General features: G+C 69.0%; 14 protein-coding genes. 11 read left to right on the top strand and 3 right to left on the bottom strand.

All coding sequences use genetic code 11. The annotated features are described in order from the left end of the window. Nucleotides 1-60 precede the first annotated feature (60 nt). Both HD557_RS02805 and HD557_RS02800 read left to right on the top strand, forming a co-directional pair. Complete coding sequence (locus tag HD557_RS02805; RefSeq protein ID WP_196872746.1) at nucleotides 61-1,044, top strand: GlxA family transcriptional regulator; 984 nt, start codon at nucleotides 61-63, stop codon at nucleotides 1,042-1,044. Between the two features lie 191 nt (nucleotides 1,045-1,235). Continuing rightward, entirely contained in the window at nucleotides 1,236-2,138 is a 903-nt protein-coding gene (locus tag HD557_RS02800; RefSeq protein WP_008360768.1) for a DMT family transporter, read from the top strand. Here HD557_RS02800 and HD557_RS02795 read toward each other — a convergent pair. Together HD557_RS02795 and mshA are read right to left on the bottom strand one after the other, a co-directional pair. Then, nucleotides 2,135-2,665 carry a type III secretion system chaperone family protein gene (locus tag HD557_RS02795; protein WP_008360766.1) on the bottom strand — a complete coding sequence of 177 codons (531 nt, stop codon included), beginning with the start codon at nucleotides 2,663-2,665 and terminating at the stop codon, nucleotides 2,135-2,137. The genes HD557_RS02800 and HD557_RS02795 overlap by 4 nt on opposite strands. Beyond that, on the bottom strand, nucleotides 2,662-3,918 hold the full coding sequence (mshA, locus tag HD557_RS02790) for a D-inositol-3-phosphate glycosyltransferase (RefSeq protein WP_008360765.1): 1,257 nt from the start codon (nucleotides 3,916-3,918) through the stop codon (nucleotides 2,662-2,664). The genes HD557_RS02795 and mshA overlap by 4 nt, the downstream gene beginning before the upstream one ends. A 136-nt stretch (nucleotides 3,919-4,054) precedes the next feature. On the opposite strand from mshA, the gene HD557_RS02785 reads away from it, so the two are divergent. Beyond that, nucleotides 4,055-4,798, top strand: a complete 744-nt coding sequence (locus tag HD557_RS02785; RefSeq protein WP_196872745.1) for an SDR family NAD(P)-dependent oxidoreductase — start codon at nucleotides 4,055-4,057, stop codon at nucleotides 4,796-4,798. Nucleotides 4,799-4,918: 120 nt separating this feature from the next. After that, on the top strand, nucleotides 4,919-5,611 hold the full coding sequence (locus HD557_RS02780; protein WP_008360761.1) for an aspartate/glutamate racemase family protein: 693 nt from the start codon (nucleotides 4,919-4,921) through the stop codon (nucleotides 5,609-5,611). Between the two features lie 10 nt (nucleotides 5,612-5,621). Here the strand turns inward: HD557_RS02780 and HD557_RS02775 are convergent, their stop codons facing one another. Then, a complete protein-coding gene (locus HD557_RS02775) occupies nucleotides 5,622-6,914 on the bottom strand; it encodes a protealysin inhibitor emfourin (RefSeq protein ID WP_196872744.1) in 1,293 nt (430 codons plus the stop codon). Between the two features lie 98 nt (nucleotides 6,915-7,012). Between HD557_RS02775 and typA the strand changes: the two genes are divergently transcribed. The 7 genes from typA to HD557_RS02740 all read left to right on the top strand — a co-directional run bounded on the left by typA (nucleotide 7,013) and on the right by HD557_RS02740 (nucleotide 15,630). Continuing rightward, nucleotides 7,013-8,902 carry a translational GTPase TypA gene (gene typA, locus HD557_RS02770; RefSeq protein ID WP_008360757.1) on the top strand — a complete coding sequence of 630 codons (1,890 nt, stop codon included), beginning with the start codon at nucleotides 7,013-7,015 and terminating at the stop codon, nucleotides 8,900-8,902. Nucleotides 8,903-8,997: 95 nt separating this feature from the next. Beyond that, complete coding sequence (locus tag HD557_RS02765) at nucleotides 8,998-9,834, top strand: class II fructose-bisphosphate aldolase (RefSeq protein ID WP_196872743.1); 837 nt, start codon at nucleotides 8,998-9,000, stop codon at nucleotides 9,832-9,834. A gap of 136 nt (nucleotides 9,835-9,970) precedes the next feature. Continuing rightward, nucleotides 9,971-11,272, top strand: coding sequence for an ABC transporter substrate-binding protein (locus HD557_RS02760; RefSeq protein ID WP_008360753.1), 1,302 nt, complete (start codon nucleotides 9,971-9,973; stop codon nucleotides 11,270-11,272). 3 nt (nucleotides 11,273-11,275) lie between these two features. After that, nucleotides 11,276-12,268 (top strand): carbohydrate ABC transporter permease, encoded by a 993-nt coding sequence (locus HD557_RS02755; RefSeq protein ID WP_008360752.1) that lies wholly within the window; start codon nucleotides 11,276-11,278, stop codon nucleotides 12,266-12,268. A gap of 76 nt (nucleotides 12,269-12,344) precedes the next feature. Continuing rightward, a complete protein-coding gene (locus HD557_RS02750) occupies nucleotides 12,345-13,175 on the top strand; it encodes a carbohydrate ABC transporter permease (RefSeq protein ID WP_231380154.1) in 831 nt (276 codons plus the stop codon). Further along, nucleotides 13,172-14,629 carry a GH1 family beta-glucosidase gene (locus HD557_RS02745; RefSeq protein WP_008360750.1) on the top strand — a complete coding sequence of 486 codons (1,458 nt, stop codon included), beginning with the start codon at nucleotides 13,172-13,174 and terminating at the stop codon, nucleotides 14,627-14,629. The genes HD557_RS02750 and HD557_RS02745 overlap by 4 nt, the downstream gene beginning before the upstream one ends. Nucleotides 14,630-14,631: 2 nt before the next feature. Beyond that, nucleotides 14,632-15,630: a LacI family DNA-binding transcriptional regulator gene (locus HD557_RS02740; RefSeq protein ID WP_231380623.1), complete on the top strand. Its 999-nt coding sequence runs from the start codon at nucleotides 14,632-14,634 to the stop codon at nucleotides 15,628-15,630. The last annotated feature ends 83 nt before the right edge of the window (nucleotides 15,631-15,713 follow it).

The raw sequence follows: 15,713 nt of genomic DNA, 5'->3' as shown, positions 1-15,713 counted from the left end.
TCCCGAGTGCGCGCCCGGACTGACAGTGGCCTGATTGACATCTATCGATAAGATCCAGCCATGGGCGACGAATGGGTTCCATCTCCGCACCGGGTCGCGGTGCTGATCCAGGACGGGTTCATCCCGTTCGAGGTCGGCATCCCGCACCGGATCTTCGGCAAGGCTCGCGACAGCCGGGACCGGCTGCTCTACGAGGTCGTCACCTGCACCACCGACGGCCCAGGGCCCGTGCAGTCGGACTCCGACATGGTCGTCCTCGCTCCGCACGGGCCGGAGGCCCTCGCCGAGGCCGACACCGTGGTGATCCCGAAGTTCGGCCGTGACTACCCGACGGTGTCGGACGGCGTGCTGACGGCGCCGCTGAAGGAGGCGCTCGACATGATCCGGCCCGGCACCCGGATCATGTCGATCTGCACCGGCGCCTTCGCACTCGCCGCCGCAGGTCTCCTCGACGGCCGTCCCGCGACCACCCACTGGGCACACACCGACGACTTCCGAGCTCTGTTTCCGCAGGTCAGGCTGGACCCTGACGTACTCTTCGTCGACGACGGCGACATCCTCACCTCCGCCGGCGTGGCCTCCGGCGTGGACCTCTGCCTGCATGTCGTACGCAGCGACCACGGCGCCGCGGTCGCCAACCGCGTCGCCCGGGTAACGGTCGTACCTCCCCACCGCGACGGCGGCCAGGCCCAGTTCATCCGCCACCCCGCACCTGCCCCGGGCGACGCCGGCATCTCGGCGGCGACCGCCTGGGCGCTCGCTCACCTCGACCAGCCGCTCACCCTGGAGGCGATGGCGTCCCAGGTGTCGATGTCGGTGCGTACCTTCACCAGGCGGTTCCGCGACGAGACCGGCGACTCCCCCGGCCGCTGGCTCCAGCGCCAGCGCATCGAGCTCGCCCGCACGCTGCTGGAGACCACCGACCTGAGCATGGAGCAGGTCGCCGCCCGCTGCGGACTCAACACCGCCCAGTCCCTCCGCCTCCACTTCCACGCCGCCCTCGGCATCACCCCCACGGCGTACAGACGAACCTTCCGCGGCTGACACCCCGGGCGAGTCCGCACTTTTGGAGGCCGAGTCGGTAGTTGTGGGCGACGAAAGTAGACCTTCGTCGCCCACAACTACGGACTCGCGCGACAGAACTACCGATTCGGCGGCGACGAGATGGCGGGATGTCGGACATCGTTGGCTGATATCCGCTCGCTCGAATGCGTAGGTGTCTCTAGCCTTTTACCGTGACGACGACGATCGAACCGGCCCCCGCCACGACGACACCGCTCTGGAAGCCGCTGGTGGCCTGCGGGGTCACGCTGGTGCTGTGGGCGTCGGCGTTCGTCGGGATCCGGCACCTGGGTGACACCGTCCCTCCGGGGAGCCTGTCGCTGGGCCGGCTGATCGTGATGGTCGCGGCGCTCGGTGCCTACCTCGCCCTGAAAGGTGGGTTCCGGCTGCCGACCAAGAAGGAGTGGCCGCTGATCGCGCTCGGCGGCGCGTCGTGGCTGGGCATCTACAACCTCGCGCTCAACGAGTCGGAGCGGCGCATCGACGCCGCCACCGCCGCGCTGATCATCCAGGTCGGACCGATCGTGGTCGCGCTCCTGGTCGGGCTCGTCCTCAAGGAGCGCATCCATCGCTGGATCCTGATCGGGACCGGCGTCGGGTTCGCAGGCGTCGTCCTGATCGGGCGCGCCTCGGCCAACGGCGACACCGGCGACTGGATCGGCGTCATCCTCTCCCTGGTCGCGGCACTGACCTTCGCGGTCGGGGTGCTGACGCAGAAGAAGCTGCTGCCGACGATGAGCGCGCTGCTCCTGACGTTCTGGTACGCCGTGGCCGGCCTCGTCATCTGCCTGCCCTGGTCGCTCGAGCTGGCCACCACGATCCCCGACATCAGCCTCGGCAACATCGGCTGGATCGTCTACCTCGGCCTGTTCCCGAGCGCACTGGCATTCGTGACCTGGGCCTATGCGCTCTCGCACTCCGACGCCGGCAAGTTCGCACAGTCGACGTTCCTGGTGCCGTTCATCACCGCGCTGATGGCGTGGCTGGTGCTCGGCGAGGTGCCGCCGGCGCTCGCCTTCGTCGGTGGCGCGATGTGCATCGCGGGTGTGCTGATCACCCGCCGCCAGCCGCGCTAGTCCTTCGCCTCGTCCTCGCCAGCCTCGAGCCAGCCCCGGAACGCCTCGAGGTTGGCGGTGGACTCACCGCGCAGCTTGCGCCACTCCCACTCCTTGCGGATCGAGGAGGCGAAGCCGAGCTCGAGGATGGTGTTGAAGGACTCGTCCGCGTACGTCAGGACCGAGCCGAGCAACCGGTCGAGCTCACCGGCCTCGACCATCGCCAGCGGCAGCCGGCCGTCGAGGTAGATGTCGCCGAGCCGGTCGAGCCCGAAGGCGACCCCGTAGAGCCGCAGGTTGCGCTCGAGCAGCCAGCGGTAGACGGTCTCGAAGTTCTCGTCGGGACGGCGACAGACGAAGGCATGCACACCCAACGCGTGCTGCCCCAGGTCGAGCCGGACCGGCGTCTGCAGCTTGCGCTCGCCCGGGAGCGAGAACGAGAACACCAGGTCCCCGCTCGGCAGGGCCGTCTCGTCCCAGGTCAGGTCGTTGGACTTCAGCCAGCCGCGTACGACCTCGTCCAGGTCCGTCCGCGTATCCGCAGTCATGCAGTCAGCTCCTCACGCATCAGCATCTTGGCCTCTTCGTAGACCTCGAGCGTATTGCGTGCGGTGAGATCCCAGGAGAAGTCCTGGGCGTGTTCGCGGGCGCCGTCGGCGAGCGCGGACCAGCGCGAGTGGGAGATGACGGCGTTGGTGAGGGCGTCGGCCCACTGGGCCGGGTCGTGCCCGTCGACCAGGAGCCCGCTGCGGCCGTGGTGCACCGCGGTGGTCAGACCGCCGACTGCGGCCGCGACGACGGGGGTGCCGCAGGCCTGGGCCTCGACGGCGACCAGACCGAAGGACTCGTTGTAGGAGGGGACGGCGACGACGGAGGCGGCGGAGTACCACAGCGCGAGCTCGTCCTGGCGCACCGGCGGGACGAACCGGACCACGTCGGATATCCCCAGCTCAGCGGCGAGATCGGCCAGCCCGGTCGGGTGCTCCAGACCGGAGCCGGAAGGGCCGCCGACGATCGGGACGACGAGGTTGCGACGCAGCGACGGGTCGCGGGCGAGCATGACCGCGGCCGCCCGCAGGAGTACGTCGGGGGCCTTGAGCGGCTGGATCCGACCGGCGAAGAGGAGCACGTGGGCCCGGGCAGGGAGCCCGAGCGCGGCACGCGCGGCGGCCCGCCCGCGCGGACGGAAGACTCGCAGGTCGACCCCGGGATGCACGACGGCGACGCGACCGGGCTCGGCGTCGTACATGTTGATCAGCTGCTTGGCCTCGAGATCGGTGTTGGCGATCAGCATGTCGGCGGCCTCGACGACCTGCTCCTCGCCGATCACCCGGGCCTCGGGCTCGGGGCTGTCACCCTCGGCGAGCGCCTCGTTCTTGACCTTGGCCATCGTGTGCATGGAGTGGACCAGCGGCACACCCCAGCGGTCACGGGAGAGCGCCCCGACCTGGCCGGAGAGCCAGTAGTGGGAGTGCACGGCGTCGAAGTAGCCCGGCGGGTTGGACGCCTCGGCGCGGAGCACCTCGCGCGCGAACGTGCACAGCTGACCGGGAAGATCGCCCTTGGCGAGCCCCTCGAAGGGACCGGCGTGGACGTGGTGGACCGCCACCCCGTCGTACGCCTCCACGACCTGCGGCAGACGCGAGGAGGTCGCGCGCGTGAAGATGTCGACCGCGATGCCCTGCGTGGCCAGCCGCCGGGAGAGCTCGAGGACGTAGACGTTCATGCCGCCGGCGTCGCCGGTGCCGGGCTGATCCAGCGGAGAGGTGTGCAGACTGACCATCGCCACGCGGTGGATCATGCCTGCCCCTTCTTGTGAACGCCCTCGGTCGCATCTTCCAACACGCGAATATGGGACATCATTCCCCGCGGCGGGAATCATCTTCGATCGTGGGACCCGGTACCCAATGTCGAGCGACCCACGAGAGAATGGCTGCATGTCCTCCAAGAACGCTGTCGTCACCGGTGCCTCGAGCGGGATCGGCGCCGCCACCGCCCGCCAGCTCGCCAAGGAGGGCTACCACGTCTTCCTCGCCGCTCGCCGGACCGACCGGATCGAGGCCCTGGCCGCGGAGATCGGCGGCACCGCGGTGGCGACCGACGTCACCTCCGACGAGTCCGTCGCCGCGCTGGCCGAAGCGGTCGGTGACCGTCTCGACCTGCTGGTCAACAACGCCGGCGGCGCCTTCGGCGTGGACCAGGTGGCCGAGGCCGATCTGGCCAAGTGGCAGGCGATGTTCGAGGTCAACGTGATCGGCCTGACCCGGGTGACCAAGGCGCTGCTCCCGGCACTGATCGCCTCCGGAGCGGGCGCGGTCATCAACGTCGGCTCGATCGCGGGCCGGCGTGCCTACGAGGGCGGGGCGGGCTACAACGCGGCGAAGTTCGGCACCCGTGCGGTCACCGAGGCGCTGCGCCTGGAGATCGTCGACAAGCCGGTCCGGATCATGGAGATCGCGCCGGGCATGGTGCAGACCGAGGAGTTCTCGCTCGTACGCCTCGGGGGCGACCAGGCCGCCGCCGACGCCGTCTACCGGGGCGTCGCGGACCCGCTGGTGGCCGAGGACATCGCCGACGCGATCGTCTGGATGGCCACCCGCCCGGCTCACGTCAACATCGACGAGCTGGTCATCAAGCCGCGTGCCCAGGCCGCCCCGCACAAGGTGCACCGCGAGAGCTGAACCCGACCCCCGATCCGATCCCCGATCCAGCCACGGATCCGGCCTCTGACCTGGTCTGGACCAGGCCAGAGGGGCGCCGAGGATTCAGTACGCGGCAGCCGACGGTGTCACACTCGATGCGTGCAGACGATCGGACTCATCGGCGGCATGAGCTGGGAAAGCACAGCCGCTTACTACGAGGGACTCAACAAGGGTGTCCAGGAGCGGCTCGGCGGTCTTCACTCCGCCAAGATCGTGCTGGCCTCCGTCGACCTGGCTGAGCTGACGGCGCTGCAGGAGAAGGAGGCCTGGGACCAGGTCGCCGAGATCCTCGTCGCCTCCGCCCGCAGCGTCGTGGCCGGTGGCGCCGACTTCATCCTGCTGTGCACCACCACCTTCCACAAGGTCTACGACGAGGTCGCGGCAGCCGTCGACGTACCCGTGCTGCACCTGGCCGACGTGCTCGCCGCCAAGGCCAAGGAGCTGGGCATCACGAAGGCCGGCTTCCTCGCCACCCGCTACACCGTGGAGAACGACTTCTTCGCGCAGCGGATCTCCGACCACGGCGTCGACGTGAACCTGCCCGACACCCTCCACGTGGAGCTGCTCGACTCGATCATCTACGAGGAGCTCGTCCACCGGAACGTGGTGTCCGGGTCGCGCAAGCGGGTCCTCGAGGTCGTCCACGAGTTGTGGGACGCCGGGTCCGACGGCGTCATCCTCGGTGCCTCCGAACTCAGCCTCCTGGTGCGGCCCAGCGACGTCGACGTACCCATCCTCGACGCCATCACCGTGCACGTCGAGGCGGCCCTCAACCAGGCCCTCGGCGAGTAGCTCCTCCGGTCTACTGCTCGAGCATCCGGTTGGCGAGCGCGCGCAGCTCGGGAGTCATGTCTCCCTCGTGCACGACGGTTCTCCGGCCGTCCACCTCGAACTCGTAGATGTAGCGGTCGGCGCCCTTCGGCTTGGACGGGGTCGCGTTGGCCAGCAGGTCACGCACCGTGGCCGCCTGGGCGTCGTCGGGTGCGAGCTCGGCGACCCCCTCCTGCGTACGTCCGATGAAACCGCCGCTGCGACGTAGCCTCACCACGGTCGGCGCCTCACCGTCGGGCCCGGACGTGCCGGACGCCGGGGTGACCCCGACCTCGGACCATGCCGTCGTGACCGCCTCGGCGTGCTCCCCGGCCTCGGCGACGGTGGCCGCCGCGAACCCGGCGAAGTCGGTGTCGGTGGTGACGGCGCCGTTGGTGAGCGCGGCGTACCAGATCTTGCCGGCCCCGTCCCACGAGTTGCCGCCGATCGCCTTGGCGGCGAGGGCGAAGGCGCGGTTGGGGATGCCGGAGTTGATGTGGACGCCGCCGTTGTCGTCGGTGCCGTCGTAGATGTCGTCCATGTGGGCCGGCTGCGGGTCCTTGCCGAGCTCGGGGTCGTCATAGGCCGTCCCCGGCTCGAGCATGTTCCGCAGCCCGACGCCCTGGACCGACTCGGTGAAGAGGCCCTCGCCGATGATCCAGTCGGCCTCGTCGGCGCTCTGACCGAGGAGGCGCTGCTTCAGGCAGGAGCCGAACACGTCCGACATCGACTCGTTGAGCGCACCGGGCTGGCCCTGGTAGACGAGACCCGCGGTGTGCTCGGTGACCGCGTGGGAGAGCTCGTGGCCGATCACGTCGACGGCCTTGGTGAAGCGCTGGAAGACCCTGCCGTCGCCGTCGCCGAAGACCAGCTGGGTGCCGTCCCAGAAGGCGTTGGCGTAGTCCCGGTCGTAGTGGACGGTCATCACGACCTCGATGCCCCGCCCGTCGTAGGAGTCGCGGCCGTAGACCTCCTCGAAGAGCGCCAACGAGCCGGTGATGCCGGCCGCGGCCTCGTCGACGCTCTCGTCGCCCGACTCCGGCTCGCCCGCGGCCCGGACCTTGTCGCCGGGAAGGTCGGTGCCGTTGCCGGCGGAGTAGACGGTCCAGTCGCCGGCCTCGGCGGCGGTGCTGCCCGCCTCCGGGGCAGGGAGCTCGGCGAGGACCCTCGTCAGGTGCTCGGCCCGAGCGGCTCGGAAACCGTTGTCCTGGTCGAGACGACCGGGATCGAGCCGCTGCATCAGGTAGGGAGGCACGATGTGGCAGACGTGATTCCGAGAGGTCATGGGTTCAGCCAACCGTCATCTCCGGATGCGGGTCAAGGACGTCGCGGCGGATAAGATCAGACGTCCCGTCCCGCGCCAGAAATCGAGCCGCTTCGCACATGTCCGAGATCCTCAAGGCCAATCTTCGCAACGTCGCCATCGTTGCGCACGTCGACCACGGCAAGACCACGCTGGTCGACGCCATGCTGAAGCAGGCCGGTGCTTTCTCCGAGCACGCCATGGAGTCGGTCGAGGACCGCGTCATGGACTCCGGTGACCTGGAGCGCGAGAAGGGCATCACCATCCTCGCGAAGAACACCGCCATCCACTACACCGGGCCGTCCGCGCCCGAGGGGATGACGATCAACATCATCGACACCCCCGGCCACGCCGACTTCGGTGGTGAGGTCGAGCGCGGCCTCTCGATGGTCGACGGCATCGTGCTGCTGGTGGACGCCTCCGAGGGCCCGCTGCCGCAGACCCGGTTCGTGCTGCGCAAGGCGCTCAACGCCGACATGCCGGTCGTGCTGGTGGTCAACAAGGTCGACCGCCCCGACGCCCGCATCGAGGAGGTCGTCGACGAGACGTACGAGCTCTTCATGGACCTGCTCGACGACTCCCACAGCCAGGACGCGCTCGACTTCCCGGTGATCTACGCCTCCGGCAAGGCCGGCGTGGCGAGCCTCGAGCAGCCGGAGAACGGCACCCTGCCCGACTCCAAGGACCTCGAACCGCTCTTCTCCACGATCCTGGAGACCATCCCGGCCCCGACCTACGAGGCCGGCGCGCCGCTGCAAGCCCACGTCACCAACCTCGACGCCTCCCCGTTCCTCGGCCGCCTCGCGCTGGTCCGCATCCACCAGGGCACCCTGAAGAAGGGCCAGAACGTCGCCTGGATGAAGCGTGACGGCGAGACCAAGAACGTACGCATCACCGAGCTGCTCATCACCGACGGCCTCGAGCGCAAGCCCGGCGAGGAGGCCGGCCCCGGTGACATCGTCGCCGTCGCGGGCATCCCCGAGATCATGATCGGCGAGACGCTGGCCGACCCGGAGAACCCGGTCGCGCTGCCGCTGATCCACGTCGACGACCCGGCCATCTCGATGACCATCGGCACCAACACCTCGCCGCTGGTCGGCAAGGTCAAGGGCGCCAAGGTGACCGCTCGCATGGTCAAGGACCGCCTCGACCAGGAGCTGATCGGCAACGTGTCGCTGCGGGTGCTGCCCACCGACCGTCCCGACGCCTGGGAGGTCCAGGGCCGCGGTGAGCTGGCGCTGGCGATCCTGGTCGAGCAGATGCGTCGCGAGGGCTACGAGCTGACCGTCGGCAAGCCGCAGGTGGTCACCCGCGAGATCGACGGCAAGCTCCACGAGCCGTTCGAGCGCCTCACCATCGACGCCCCGGAGGAGTTCCTCGGCACCATCACCGAGCTGCTCGCCAACCGCAAGGGCCGCATGGAGGGCATGACCAACCACGGCACCGGCTGGGTCCGGATGGAGTTCATCGTCCCCTCCCGCGGCCTGATCGGCTTCCGCACCGACTTCCTCACCGAGACCCGCGGCACCGGCATCGCCCACCACATCTCCGAGGGCTACTTCCCGTGGGCCGGCGAGATCCGCTCGCGCAACAACGGCTCGCTGGTCGCCGACCGCGCCGGCGCTGCCTCGGCCTACGCGATGACCTCGCTCCAGGAGCGTGGCGTCCTCTTCGTCGAGCCCACCACCGAGGTCTACGAGGGCATGATCGTCGGCGAGAACTCCCGCCAGGACGACATGGACGTCAACATCACCAAGGAGAAGCAGCAGACCAACATCCGGTCCGCCACCTCCGACAACTTCGAGAAGCTGATCCCGCCGAAGAAGCTCTCCCTCGAGCAGTGCCTGGAGTTCTGCCGCGAGGACGAGTGCGTCGAGATCACCCCGGACCAGATCCGCATCCGCAAGGTCATCCTCGACCAGAACGAGCGGGCCAAGATCGCGTCGCGGGCTCGTAAGGCCAACAAGTAGGCCTGACCTCCGCTCTACGACGGCCGCCGACTCCTCGAGTCGGCGGCCGTTTCGTTGTCTTCAGCCTGCGACACTTCCACCATGAGGAGAGCCGAGTGACCCTCACGACCACGGCCGCGCTCGTCAGCGCTGCCTACGAGACAGGCCGCGGCGTCGCCGCCTTCAACGCGGTCAATCTGGAAACCGTCGAGGCGATCGCGGCGGGAGCCGAGTCGGCGAACCACCCGGTCATCGTGCAGATCAGCGAGAACGCGGTCCGCTACCACGGCGGCCTGGCGCCACTGGCCCACGCCGCGATCGCGGTCGCGTCGAACGCCGCGATGCCGATCTCGCTCCACCTGGACCACGCGACCGACGAGCGCCTGGTCGGGATCGCGATCGACCTCGGCTTCTCGTCGGTGATGTACGACGCCTCCCAGCTCGCCTACGAGGAGAACCTGACCCGCACCGCCGCCGTCGTCCGCCGCTGCCACGACCGCGGCGCCCACGTCGAGGCCGAGCTGGGCGAGGTCGGCGGCAAGAACGGCGTCCACGCGCCCGGCGCACGCACCGACCCGGCCCAGGCCGCAGCCTTCGTCGCCGCCACGGGCGTGGACGCCCTCGCCGTCGCGGTCGGCTCGAGCCACAAGATGACCACCCGCGACGCGGCCCTGGACGAGGCACTGATCTCGGCGATCCGGCGGGCGGTCGACGTACCGCTGGTCCTGCACGGCTCCTCCGGGGTCAGCGACGACGGGCTCCGGGCCGCGATCGCGGCCGGGATGACGAAGATCAACGTCGCGACCCAGCTCAACAAGGCCTTCACGGCCGCGGTGCGGGAGACCCTCGGAGCCGACCCCGCCCTGGTCGACCAGCGGCGCTACCTCGGCGCGGGCCGGGACGCCATGGCCGCCGAGACAGCTCGCCTGCTGAGGGTGATTTCTCACCAATAAAGTGGAAGCGCTCCCACCACAACAAAATCGTTACTCACGCGCCTCTTGACAGGGAGTTGTGAGCACACTCACACTCTCCCTAGTCCCGAGAGTGGAAGCGCTCTCACTCCCCACACAGACGTGCAGGAGCACCCCCGTGTCCAAGATCTCCAAGTCATGGCGCCGTGCGCCACGGACCGCCCTCGCCGCGTGCGCGGTCGCCTCCCTCGTCGCCGGCCTGGCCGCCTGCGGCGGTGACGGTGGCGACGACGAGCAGGCTGCGCTCGGCAAGGACGACACCCTGACCATCACGACGTTCAGCGAGTTCGGCTACGGCGACCTCATCGAGCAGTGGAACGCCGACCCTGACCGTCCCTTCAAGGTCAAGCAGACCGTGGTCGCCGAGTGGGACACCTGGAAGCAGAGCCTCACCACCGGCCTGCAGTCGGGTGAAGGTCTCACCGACATCGTCGCCGTCGAGGGCGACATGATGCCCGCGCTCGTCGCCGAGGGCGCCTCCGAGCAGTTCGTCGACCTCACCGACAAGGAGCTCGACAGCCGCTGGATGGAGTCGAAGTACCTCGAGGGCCAGACCGCCGACGGCAAGCAGATCGGTTACCCGACCGACGCCGGCCCCGAGGCGTTCTGCTACCGCGCCGACCTCTTCGAGAAGGCCGGCCTCCCGTCCGACCGCGAGTCCGTGAAGGCCCTCTTCAAGGACTGGGACACCTACTTCGCCACCGGCGAGCAGTTCAAGAAGAAGGTGCCGAACACGGCTTGGTACGACTCCAGCGGCGCGATCGCCCAGGCGATGCTCAACCAGGTGGAGTACCCCTTCCAGACCAAGGACCAGAAGATCGACGTCGACAACCCGGAGCTCCGGAACGTCTACGACACGGTCTCGCAGTACGCCCCCACCCTCTCGACGAAGGTCGAGCAGTGGGGCGAGGACTGGATGGCCAACTTCACCAACGACGGTTTCGCCACCATCCCGTGCCCGGGCTGGATGTTCGCCAACATCAAGGACTCCGCGCCTGACGTGAAGGGCTGGGACATCGTCGACGCCTTCCCGGGCGGCGGCGGCAACTGGGGCGGCTCCTACCTCGCCGTCCCGGCGCAGTCGCAGCACCAGGAGGAGGCCAAGGAGTTCGCCAACTACCTGACCAACGCCGAGTCCGAGGTCGCCGCTTCCAAGGTGGCCGGCAACTTCCCGGCGAACCTGGAGGCGCAGGAGACCCTGGCCGCCGAGAACGCCACGGACCCCTACTTCAACGACGCCCCCACCTCGCAGATCCTCGCCAACCGGGCGAAGGCCGTGCCGGCGGGTGTGCCGTTCAAGGGTGACAAGTACTCCGACATCCTGGGCCTCTTCCAGCAGGCGATCCGACGTGTGGACGAGGGCACCGACCCCGACAAGTCGTGGGCGACCTTCGTCGAGGGCGTCGAAGGAATGTCCTGATCCATGCCGACCACCACCTCTGCCCCGGTCGAGAACGCCACCCCGGCGCCCTCGACCGGGGCAGCACCCCGCCGCCAGGCGTGGCGTAACCGGCTCTCCCGGTGGGACTTCAAGCTCTCGCCCTACCTGTACGTCGCGCCGTTCTTCCTGGTGTTCATCCTCATCGGGCTCTACCCGATGCTCTACACCGGCTACCTGTCCTTCTTCTCCTGGCCCGCCTACGGTTCCGAGATCGGTTCGTGGGTCGGCTGGGACAACTACGCCCACGTCCTCGGTGACTCGGTCTTCCGCAAGGCCTTCTGGAACACCATCGGGATGTTCCTGCTCTCCTCGGTTCCACAGATCATCGTGGCGACGATCCTCGCCGCGCTGCTCGACACCCGGCTCCGGGGCCGCACCCTGTGGCGGATGAGCATCCTGCTGCCCTTCGTGGTCGCTCCCGCGGCGTCCGCGATGATCTTCGGCGCGATCTTCGCCGACGGCACGGGCCTGATCAACCAGACGCTCGACGGCTTCGGCCTCCCGAAGGTGCCGTGGCACGCCGACCGGTTCGCGAGCTGGACCGCGATCGCGACCATGGTCAACTGGCGCTGGACCGGCTACAACGCGCTGATCATCCTCGCCGCCATGCAGGCGATCCCGCGGGACCTCTACGAGGCGGCGGAGATCGACGGAGCCTCCAAGGTGAAGCAGTTCTTCAACGTCACGCTGCCCTCGATCCGGCCGACGATGATCTTCGTCATCGTCACCTCGACCATCGGCGGCCTGCAGATCTTCACCGAGCCCCGGATCTTCGACACCAACCTCCGCTTCCAGGGCGGCTCCGACTTCCAGTACACGACCCTGACGATGTACGTCTTCAACACCGCCCAGACCACGACCAACCCGTATCCACGTGCGGCCGCCGCCGCCTGGGTGCTCTTCCTCATCATCGTGGGGATCGCACTGGTCAACTTCCTGGTCACCCGGGCCGTCCAGCGAAGGAGCCTGCGATGAGCGAGCGAAAGCGAGCGGCGTTCAATCCCATGACGCCGCGCCCGTACACTGGCGCTTGCGCTACGGGGGCGGCGTCATGAGCAGACGACCTGGATTCCTTGTGTACGGCCTGCTCACGGCATTCCTGCTGGGCTCGGCCTTCCCCCTCTACTGGTCCTTCGTCATCGGTTCGGTCACCCGGCAACGGGCGATCCAGTCGCCCCCGCCGCTGGTCCCGGGAGGACACTTCTTCGAGAACGCCGGCCGGGTCTTCGACCGGATCGACTTCTGGTCGGCGCTGCTCAACTCGATCATCGTCTCGGGGATCTCGGCGGCCTCGGTCGTGCTGTTCTCGACGCTGGCCGGCTACTCCTTCGCCAAGCTCCGCTTCCGCGGCTCCAACGCGGGGATGGTCTTCGTCGTCGCCACCCTGGCGGTGCCGACCCAGCTGGCCCTGGTGCCGATGCTCAAGCAGTTCTCCAACCTCGGTCTGACCGGCACGCACGCCGCCGTGATCCTGCCCTGGGTGGTGACCGCGTTCGGTGTCTTCTTCATGAGGCAGTACCTCGTCGACGCGATCCCCGACGAGCTCATCGACGCGGCCCGCGTCGACGGCGCGTCCATGATCCGTACGTTCTGGACCGTCGCCATCCCGGCGGCGCGTCCCGCGATGGCGATCCTCGGTCTGTTCACCTTCATGCAGGTGTGGACCGACTTCATGTGGCCGCTGATCGTGCTGCAGGGGTCCGACGTGCAGACCCTGCAGACCGCGCTCGACGCGCTCAAGGTCGCGCCCGGTCAGGGACATGCCGACATGGCCCTGGTCCAGGCCGGAACGATCCTCGCGACCGTACCCCTACTTCTGTTGTTCATCGCCACCGGACGCCACCTGGTGTCCGGCATCATGCAAGGAGCCGTCAAAGGATGACCACCTCGACTCACCAGGGTCGCACCTTCCCCGAGAACTTCCTCTGGGGCGCTGCCACGGCGTCCTACCAGATCGAGGGAGCGGTCGACGAGGACGGACGTACGCCGAGCAACTGGGACACCTTCTCCCGGGTGCCCGGGGCGATCCTCAACGGCGACACCGGGGATGTGGCGTGCGACCACTACCACCGGATGCCCGAGGACGTCGCGCTGATGAAGCGCCTCAACCTGGCCTCGTACCGGTTCTCGACGGCGTGGCCGCGGATCCGTCCCGACGGCGGCAAGGTCAACCAGGCAGGGCTCGACTTCTACAACCGGCTCGTCGACGAGCTGCTCGAGGCCGACATCGCCCCGTGGATCACGCTCTACCACTGGGACCTGCCGCAGGCGCTGGAGGACCAGGGCGGCTGGACCAGCCGGGACACCGCCTACCGGTTCGTGGAGTACGCGACCACCGTCTACGACGAGCTCTCCGACCGCGTCGACAACTGGACGACGCTGAACGAGCCGTGGTGCTCGGCGTTCCTCGGCTACTCCGGCGGCCAGCACGCTCCGGGGCGGCAGGAGGGCGTGGCCGGCATCGTCGCGGCCCACCACCTCATGCTCGGCCACGGCCTGGTGGTCAACGAGCTGCGCAGTCGCGGCGCGACGCCGGAGAACGGGAAGTCCCTCGGCATCACCCTCAACCCGACGGTCGTCGACCCCTACGACGCCGACCGGCCCGAGGACGTCGACATGACCCGGCGGATCGACGGCCTGCACAACCGGGTGTTCTTCGAGCCGCTGTTCCGGGGCAAGTACGCCGACGACCTCGCCGCCGACACCGAGGGGCTGACCTTCCAGGGCCGGCCGTGGCAGGACTGGGTGCTCGAGGGCGACCTCGAGGTCATCTCCGCGCCTCTCGACGTGCTCGGGATCAACTTCTACTTCGGCAACGCCATCGCGGCGAAGCCGTTCGAGATCGACCCCGACGAGGTGCTGGGCAGCCGGCTCGTCCACTCCGACTTGCCGCGGGGGAACCCGTACCCCGGTGCCGAGTTCGTCACCCCGCGCACAGGTCGTGCCACGACCGCCCGTGACTGGGAGATCGACCCGGTCTGGCTGACCCGGCTGCTGACCCGGCTCAACGACGAATACGGTGCCCCGCCGATCTACATCACCGAGAACGGCGCCTACTATGACGACGTGGTCGAGGACGGGGCAGTGCACGACACCGCCCGTCTCGACTACATCGACCAGCACCTGCGCGCGACCCTCGACGCGATGGAGCAGGGTGCGGACGTACGCGGCTACTTCGCCTGGTCCCTGCTCGACAACTTCGAGTGGAGCTACGGCTACGCGCACCGCTTCGGGATCGTGCACGTGGACTTCGAGACCCAGGTACGCACCCTGAAGGACAGCGGCCTCTGGTTCGCCGACGTCGCCGCCAACAACCGGGTGCCGGCCCGCCCGTGAACATGCCCACGCTCGACGAGGTCGCCCGGCTGGCTGGTGTCAGCCGGGCGACCGCGTCGCGCGCCATCAACGGCGGCTCGCGGGTCTCGGCGAAGGCGGCAGAGGCCGTCGCCGAGGCCGTACGGACGCTGGGCTACGTCCCCAACCCGGCTGCTCGCTCCCTGGTGACGCGCCGGACCGACACCGTCGCGATGGTCGTGCCGGAGTCGGACGAGCGCGTCTTCGCCGACCCGTTCTTCGCCCGCACCCTGCACGTCGTGACCCAGGTTCTCGCCCAGCGCGACCTGCAGGTCGTGCTGCTGATCGCGCAGCCGGGCGACGAGATGCAGCGGACGCTGCGCTACCTGCGCGGCGGCCACGTCGACGGTGCGATCGTAGTCTCCCACCACCGCAACGACGCCCTCGCCGACCACCTCGCGGCCATCGGGCTGCCGGCCGCGTTCATCGGCCGGCCGTTGACCGGCGCGGAGAAGGTCTTCTACACCGACCCCGACAACATCGCCGGCGCCCGCCAGGTCACCAACATCCTGATCGAGCGCGGCTGTCGTCGCATCGGCACCATCACCGGTCCCATCGACATGAGCGCCGGCACCGACCGGGCCGCGGGATGGCGGGCCGCCCTCGAGGCCGCCGGGCTCGCCACCGATGCGGTCGTCGAGGGCGACTTCACCGAGGACGGCGGCGAGGCCGCCTGCGAGATCCTGCTCCGTGACCATCCGGACATCGACGGCCTGATGGTCGCCTCCGACCTGATGGCCGCGGGCGCCCTCCGCGTGCTCGGCCGGGCGGGCCGCCGCGTACCCGACGACATCGCGGTCGTCGGCTACGACGACCTCGGCATCGCCGAGCGCACCACTCCCCCGCTCACCACGGTCAAGAACCCGATAGGAGACATGGCGAGGGAGGCCGTCCGGCTCCTCCTCGCCCAGCTCGACGGCGGCACCACGATCCCTCGCCGGGTCGTCTTCGCGCCCGAGCTGGTGCGGCGTACGTCTGCCTGATCCGACCTCGCCGGGGCGAGGCACCACGCGTCGGCCCGCATATCGCAGTGCGGACTCGCCCCGGGCCTCCTTCCCGGCATCCT

Source organism: Nocardioides luteus (genome assembly GCF_015752315.1).
Taxonomy (GTDB): Bacteria; Actinomycetota; Actinomycetes; order Propionibacteriales; family Nocardioidaceae; genus Nocardioides.
The sequence above is the reverse complement of the archived record's forward strand: the minus strand, read 5'-3'. Positions and strand labels throughout refer to the sequence as shown.